This window comes from Streptomyces sp. NPDC060205 (assembly GCF_042728395.1).
In the GTDB taxonomy this organism is placed as follows: Bacteria; Actinomycetota; Actinomycetes; order Streptomycetales; family Streptomycetaceae; genus Streptomyces.
Genome location: NZ_JBHWZP010000441.1, coordinates 1 through 6,446, shown reverse-complemented (window position 1 = coordinate 6,446; position 6,446 = coordinate 1). Strand labels below are relative to the sequence as shown.

Here is a 6,446-nt window from a genome sequence, read left to right as displayed (position 1 = left end):
GGCGGACAGCCACCGCCCTCACGCATGTCCGGCACCTGTCCGGCCGTCAGGCCATCCAGCGGTCCGGCCTGGCCTCGCGCCGGCCGGTCAGCGCACGGTCCGCCTGCGCGTACAGCAGCTCCGCCGCCTCCCCGGCGTCCCGCAGCCGGGCCGTCACGGTCTTGTTGGCCCCGGTGTCCACCCGGACGTCCGCGAGCCCCTGGCGGCGCTGCCAGGGCCCTTGTTCGAGGCGCACGCTCTGCACCTTCGCGTGCGGTACGAGCGAGATGCTGCGGCGGAGCAGCCCGTGCCGGGCCACGAAGACGGTGTCGGTGACGGCGATCCCGTAACCCCGCCACCAGAACGGCAGGCACCGGCCCGCCCGGCGCGGGGGGCGCGCGAGGGTGCCCGGCACGGTCACGCCGGGCAGCACGCGCGCGATGACCGACTCGGCGACCTCGCGCGGGGCGACCGGCACGAGCACGGAGTTGGACGAGCCCGCCACGTCCAGCTCGATCCGGACCCAGCCGCGCCGCCGCCACAGGAGCGGCTCGACGATGTGGATGGTCTGGACGCGCCCGGGCGGCACGGTCTCGTGGGTGCGGTCGAGCAGTCCGTGGTCGATGCGCAGCCCGTCCGGCGACTCGCCCACGGTCCAGTCGTACTCGGCGACGAAGCGGCCCACGCTGCTCGCGCCCGCCGCGCCGAGCAGCGGCAGCGCCGTCGCGAGCACCGTCCACACGCTGTGGGTGGCGAACCACAGCAGCGGCGGTACGACGAGTGCGGCGGCCAGCGTCCCCCAGGTGGCCCCGGTCAGGACGAGCGAGACGGCGAGGACCTTGGCCGGTACGTGCAGCAGCCGGCTGACCGGTGCCTCGCCCACTTCGTGGACGGTCTCGGGGGCGAAACCGGCGGCCCGGGCGAGCAGTTCGGCCCGTAGCGTCCGGGCCTCCTCCTGGCCCAGAAAAGCCAGCTCGTCCTTCTTGTCGGTGCCGACGACGTCGAGTTTGAGTTTGGCGACACCGGCGACGCGGGCCAGCAGCGGCTGGGTGACGTCGACGGCCTGGATCCGTTCGAGCCGGATGTGCGCGGTCCGCCGGAACACCAGCCCCGTACGGATGCGCAGCTCGGTGTCGGTCACCGAGAAGTGGGTGAACCACCAGCTCAGGAAGCCGTAGAGGGCGGCTCCCAGGACGGCGGCGGCGAGGGCGGCCAGCAGGACGGTCGTCGTGAGCCGCATCAGCTGCCGCTGCGCCCCGTCGGGATCGTGCACGGCCCATCCGGCGATCACGGCGACCGGCGCCCACGCGCGCCGCAGCGGGGTCACGGGATGCAGCCGCCGCTCGCGCGGCACGGATTCCCCCACGGCCGTGGCCCCGGTCGGGGCCTCGGCTCCGGTGTCGGCCGCGGTCCCGGCCGGTATGTGCTGTACGTCCCTGGGGGCGTCCGGTGACGTCGTCACAGCCCCGCCGATCGGGCCTCGCCCAGCTCGGTGAGCCGGTCGCGCAACCGTTCCGCCTCCGCCGGTACGAGCCCGGGGATCCGGGCGTCCGTCGCCGCGGCGGCCGTGTGCAGCTGCACGCTCGCCAGCCCGAAGTGCCGCTCCACGGGACCGGAGGTCACCTCCACCAGCTGCATGCGCCCGTACGGCACGACGGTCTCCTCGTGCCACAGGACACCCCGGCTGATCAGCAGGTCGTCCGCGCGCTCGGCATAGCGCCAGGAACGCCAGTTGCGCCCCAGCATCGGCCAGCCCCACACCAGCGCGGCCAGCGGCAGCAGCGCGAAGGCCGCCCAGGCGGGCCCGGCGAACAGACCGAGCAGCAGGCCCGTGGCGAGGGTCAGCAGTCCCAGCCACACCACCAGGAGCAGCCGTCGCATTCTCAGCAGCCCCGGTGGCAGCGCGATCCACACCGGCTCGTCCGCCGGTCGCCCCGCCGCCGGCCCGGTCGGCCGTCCCGCTGTCTGCCCCGCGTTCTCCGAGGTCCCCGTCTCCATGCAGCAAGCGTACGTACGACACACTGTCCGCATGACTCCTACGACGGAGACCATGGTCGGTATCGGCGGCGCCGCGGAGAGCACCGACATGGTGCTCAACATCGGGCCCCAGCATCCGTCCACCCACGGCGTACTCCGGCTCAAGCTCGTCCTGGACGGAGAGCGGATCCAGCGCGCGGAGCCGGTGATCGGCTATATGCACCGCGGCGCGGAGAAGCTCTTCGAGGCGCGCGACTACCGGCAGATCATCATGCTGGCCAACCGCCACGACTGGCTCTCGGCGTTCTCGAACGAGCTGGGCGTGGTCCTCGGTGTGGAGCGGATGCTCGGCATGGAGGTCCCCCCGCGTGCGGTGTGGACGCGCACGCTCCTCGCGGAGCTGAACCGGGTCCTGAACCACCTGATGTTCCTCGGGTCGTACCCCCTGGAACTGGGCGGGATCACCCCGATCTTCTACGCGTTCACCGAGCGCGAGGAGCTGCAGCACGTCATGGAGGAGGTCTCCGGCGGGCGCATGCACTACATGTTCAACCGGGTGGGCGGCCTCAAGGAGGACCTGCCGGCGGGCTGGACCACCCGCGCGCGGGAGGCCGTTTCCGGAGTGCGCTCCCGCATGGACCGCTTCGACGACCTGGTGCTCGGCAACGAGATCTTCCGGGGGCGTACGCGCGGTGTCGGCGTGCTCTCCCCCGAGGCGGTGCACGCCTACGGAGTGAGCGGGCCGATCGCACGCGCCTCCGGTGTCGACTTCGACCTGCGCCGGGACGAGCCGTACCTCGCGTACGGCGAACTCCAGGACACCCTGAAGGTCGTCACACGCCAGGAGGGCGACTGCCTGGCCCGTTTCGAGTGCCTCCTGGAGCAGACCCACAACGCGCTGGACCTCGCGGACGCCTGTCTGGACCGGCTCGCGGAACTGCCGCCCGGCCCGATCAACCAGCGGCTCCCCAAGGTCCTGAAGGCCCCTGAGGGCCACACGTACGCCTGGACCGAGAACCCCCTCGGCATCAACGGCTACTACCTCGTCAGCAAGGGCGAGAAGACCCCGTACCGGCTGAAGCTGCGCTCGGCCTCGTACAACAACATCCAGGCGCTCACCGAGCTGCTGCCGGGCACGCTGGTCGCGGACATGGTGGCGATCCTGGGATCGCTGTTCTTCGTGGTGGGCGACATCGACAAGTAGGGCCCGCGCGGGGCGGTCGGGTCCGTCGGCGGCAATAAGGACCTCGTTGCCGGGCGGGTTCTACGGAGAGGGCTGTTTCGTTTCCGGGACCGGGGCCGGGGCGAGTGGGTTCGGGATGCCGACCGGCTGGGTCAACCAGCCGAAGTCGCCCAGGCCGCCCCGGGCGGTCAGTTCGGCCGCCTCGCCCGCGCCCGCGAGGGCCCGTACGTAGGCCGCGGGGTCCGTGGAGGCCAGGGCCAGGGACGGCCGCCCGCCGCTCACACCCAGCGTCCGCAGGGCCTCCCGCTGGCTCAGCAGCCGGCCGCCGGGCAGGGCGCAGGCGTCCAGCGCCACATGGGCGGTGAGGTCGCAGGAGCCGTCGGGTACCGGGGCGGTCTCCCGGCCCTCCCTGAAGCCCGTCAGCGTCCCGAACGGCGGCCGTGCGCCCGCGTCGTGCCCGTAGTCGACGGCGACGGCCAGACCGCGGCCCAGAGCCGCCACGGCGGACGCCCAGGCGGTGTCCCTGGGGAGACCGATCTCGGCCCGCAGCCCTTCCGCGGGGAGCGGGCCGCCGGGCGCGCCCGTCAGCGGCCACCACCGCTCCAGCCAGCGCGCGTCCGCGCCCTCCACCGGCTCCCCGAGGCATTCCGTCCCGGCCGCGTCCACCAGGACGCGGCGGGGCACTCCGTGCGCGTCCACCTCGGCCACGTCCACCGGCACGTTGTCGAGCCACTCGTTGGCGAACAGCAGACCCGTGACGCCCGCCGGGGGTTCCGGAAGCCACTCGACGCGGTGGTCGAGTCCGGCGGGGCGGGCGGCGCGTTCCACGGCGTACCCGCGCGCGCGAGAGGCCACTTCGGCGGGGAGCGCCTTCAGCACGCCACCGACCAGTTCGCCGCGGCCCGCGCCCAGGTCGACGAAGGCGAGTTCGGCGGGGTGGGCCAGTGCCTCGTCGACGAGCAGCAGCAGCCGGGCCACGGCCTCCGCGAACAGCGGTGACGCGTGCACCGAGGTGCGGAAATGGCCTGCGGGGCCCTCCGGCCTGCGATAGAAACCGCGGGGCCCGTACAGCGCTTCCTCGGTCGCCGGGCGCCACCCGCGCATCCCGGCCGCCGCCTCACGCTCCACTGCGCCCACCCCTGTTTCCCTCGCCGTCACCTCGCCAGGCTAAGCGCCAAGTTTCAGGTGGCCTCCACCTTGGGGAGTACAAGCACCGGTTACGGATCGACCCTCCGGTTGACCCCTGCACACAGCACGCTTCCCTACGCTGGGTTACGTGCAGCGCCTCTATGATTTTCTCCGCAGGCACCCGACATGGGTCGACGGCTTCTGGGCCGTCGTCCTGCTCGGGATCTCGGTCGCGAGCGGAACGGCCGGGCAGGAGAACTCCGACTCCGGGACCGACCATCTGGCCGTCACCCTTCCGATCACCCTGCTGCTCTGCCTGGTGATCGCGCTGCGCAGGCGGCTGCCCGAGTCGATGCTGATCCTCGCCGTCTCCATGGGCGGGGCGCAGCTGGTGCTGGACATGCCGTTGGCGCCCGCCGACTTCGCGCTGCTGGTGATCACCTACACGGTCGCCTCGAACGGCACCCGCTGGGCGTCCCGGCTCGCCCTCACGGCCGGCCTGCTCGCCGCCCCGCTGGCGCAGCTGCGCTGGCCGGAGGAGCACCAGAGCGCCGCCGGGCAGGTGGCGATAGTGATCTTCCAGACGGTCCCCTTCGCCCTCGCCTGGGTCCTCGGCGACTCCCTGCGGACCCGCCGCGCCTACTTCGCGCAGCTGGAGGAGCGGGCCGCGCGCCTGGAGAAGGAGCGCGAGGCGCAGGCCAAGGTCGCGGTCGCCGCCGAGCGGGCCCGGATCGCCCGCGAGCTGCACGACGTCGTCGCGCACAACGTCTCGGTGATGGTGGTCCAGGCCGACGGCGCCGCGTACGTCCTCGACTCCGCGCCCGACCAGGCCAAGAAGGCCCTGGAGATCATCTCCGGGACGGGGCGGCAGGCCCTCGCCGAGATGCGCCGCCTCCTCGGGGTGCTGCGCACCGGCGAGCACCAGGAGTCCGGCGAGTACGTGCCGCAGCCCGATGTGGAGCAGCTCGACGACCTGATCGAGCAGTGCCGGGGGTCCGGTCTCCCCGTCGACTTCAAGATCGAGGGCACTCCGCGTCCGCTGCCCAGCGGCGTCGAGCTGACCGCGTACCGCATCGTGCAGGAGGCACTCACCAACACCCGTAAGCACGGGGGGCCGAACGCGGGGGCGAGTGTGCGCCTGGTCTACTTCGACGACGGCCTCGGCCTGCTCGTCGAGGACGACGGCAAGGGCGCCCCGCACGAGCTGTACGAGGAGGGCGGGGTGGACGGCCAGGGCCACGGACTGATCGGTATGCGCGAGCGCATCGGCATGGTCGGCGGCACCCTGGACGCCGGGCCGCGTCCCGGCGGGGGTTTCCGCATCAGCGCCCTCCTTCCGCTCAAGCCCGCTCACTGACACGTGCACGCATCCGAAGACGCGTACACGCATTCGAACCGACCGGAGGACCTCCCCATGCCGATCCGCGTGATGCTCGTCGACGACCAGGCGCTGCTGCGCACCGGGTTCCGGATGGTGCTCGACGCCCAGCCGGACATGGAGGTCGTGGCGGAGGCGGGCGACGGTGTGGAGGCCCTGCAGGCGCTGCGCGGCAGGGACGTCGACGTGGTCCTGATGGACGTCCGCATGCCGAAGCTGGACGGGGTGGAGACGACCCGGCGCATCTGCTCGGACCCGAATCCGCCGAAGGTGCTGATCCTGACCACCTTCGACCTCGACGAGTACGCCTTCTCCGGGCTCAAGGCGGGCGCCTCCGGCTTCATGCTCAAGGACGTGCCGCCGGGTGAGCTCCTCGCCGCGATCCGGTCCGTGCACAGCGGTGACGCGGTGGTCGCGCCCTCGACGACCAGGCGGCTGCTGGACCGCTTCGCGCCGCTGCTGCCGAGTGCCGGGAAGGATCCCCAGCACAAGGAGCTGGAGCGGCTGACCGGGCGGGAGCGGGAGGTCATGATCCTGGTCGCCCAGGGGCTGTCCAACGGTGAGATCGCCGCGCGGCTGGTCCTCTCCGAGGCGACGGTCAAGACGCACGTGGGGCGCATCCTCACGAAGCTGGGTCTGCGGGACCGGGTGCAGGTGGTGGTCCTGGCGTACGAGACGGGCCTCGTACGGGCGGGCGGCCAGGGATGAGCGCTCGGCGCTCCGGCTCGGGCCCTCGTCTTCGCCTGCGGGCCCGGTGGGGGCTGGTCGCGCAGTTCCCCGCGCCCCTAGGCACCCAGGCGG

At 72.7% G+C, this 6,446-nt stretch carries 6 protein-coding genes; 3 read left to right on the top strand and 3 right to left on the bottom strand.

The features are described from left to right. Nucleotides 1-46 precede the first annotated feature (46 nt). Together ACFWGJ_RS40405 and ACFWGJ_RS40400 are read right to left on the bottom strand one after the other, a co-directional pair. Nucleotides 47-1,345, bottom strand: a complete 1,299-nt coding sequence (locus tag ACFWGJ_RS40405; protein ID WP_387333946.1) for a PH domain-containing protein — start codon at nucleotides 1,343-1,345, stop codon at nucleotides 47-49. Between the two features lie 92 nt (nucleotides 1,346-1,437). After that, nucleotides 1,438-1,977 (bottom strand): PH domain-containing protein, encoded by a 540-nt coding sequence (locus ACFWGJ_RS40400; RefSeq protein WP_381834061.1) that lies wholly within the window; start codon nucleotides 1,975-1,977, stop codon nucleotides 1,438-1,440. Between the two features lie 31 nt (nucleotides 1,978-2,008). On the opposite strand from ACFWGJ_RS40400, the gene ACFWGJ_RS40395 reads away from it, so the two are divergent. Further along, nucleotides 2,009-3,160, top strand: coding sequence for an NADH-quinone oxidoreductase subunit D (locus ACFWGJ_RS40395; RefSeq protein WP_387333944.1), 1,152 nt, complete (start codon nucleotides 2,009-2,011; stop codon nucleotides 3,158-3,160). Nucleotides 3,161-3,220: 60 nt separating this feature from the next. Here the strand turns inward: ACFWGJ_RS40395 and ACFWGJ_RS40390 are convergent, their stop codons facing one another. Continuing rightward, nucleotides 3,221-4,243: an SAM-dependent methyltransferase gene (locus ACFWGJ_RS40390; protein ID WP_387333945.1), complete on the bottom strand. Its 1,023-nt coding sequence runs from the start codon at nucleotides 4,241-4,243 to the stop codon at nucleotides 3,221-3,223. A 172-nt stretch (nucleotides 4,244-4,415) separates the two neighbouring features. Here ACFWGJ_RS40390 and ACFWGJ_RS40385 point away from each other — a divergent pair, with 172 nt between their 5' ends. Both ACFWGJ_RS40385 and ACFWGJ_RS40380 read left to right on the top strand, forming a co-directional pair. After that, nucleotides 4,416-5,624 (top strand): sensor histidine kinase, encoded by a 1,209-nt coding sequence (locus ACFWGJ_RS40385; protein WP_366785711.1) that lies wholly within the window; start codon nucleotides 4,416-4,418, stop codon nucleotides 5,622-5,624. Nucleotides 5,625-5,681: 57 nt separating this feature from the next. Then, nucleotides 5,682-6,353, top strand: a complete 672-nt coding sequence (locus ACFWGJ_RS40380) for a response regulator transcription factor (protein WP_189773250.1) — start codon at nucleotides 5,682-5,684, stop codon at nucleotides 6,351-6,353. Nucleotides 6,354-6,446 lie beyond the last annotated feature (93 nt).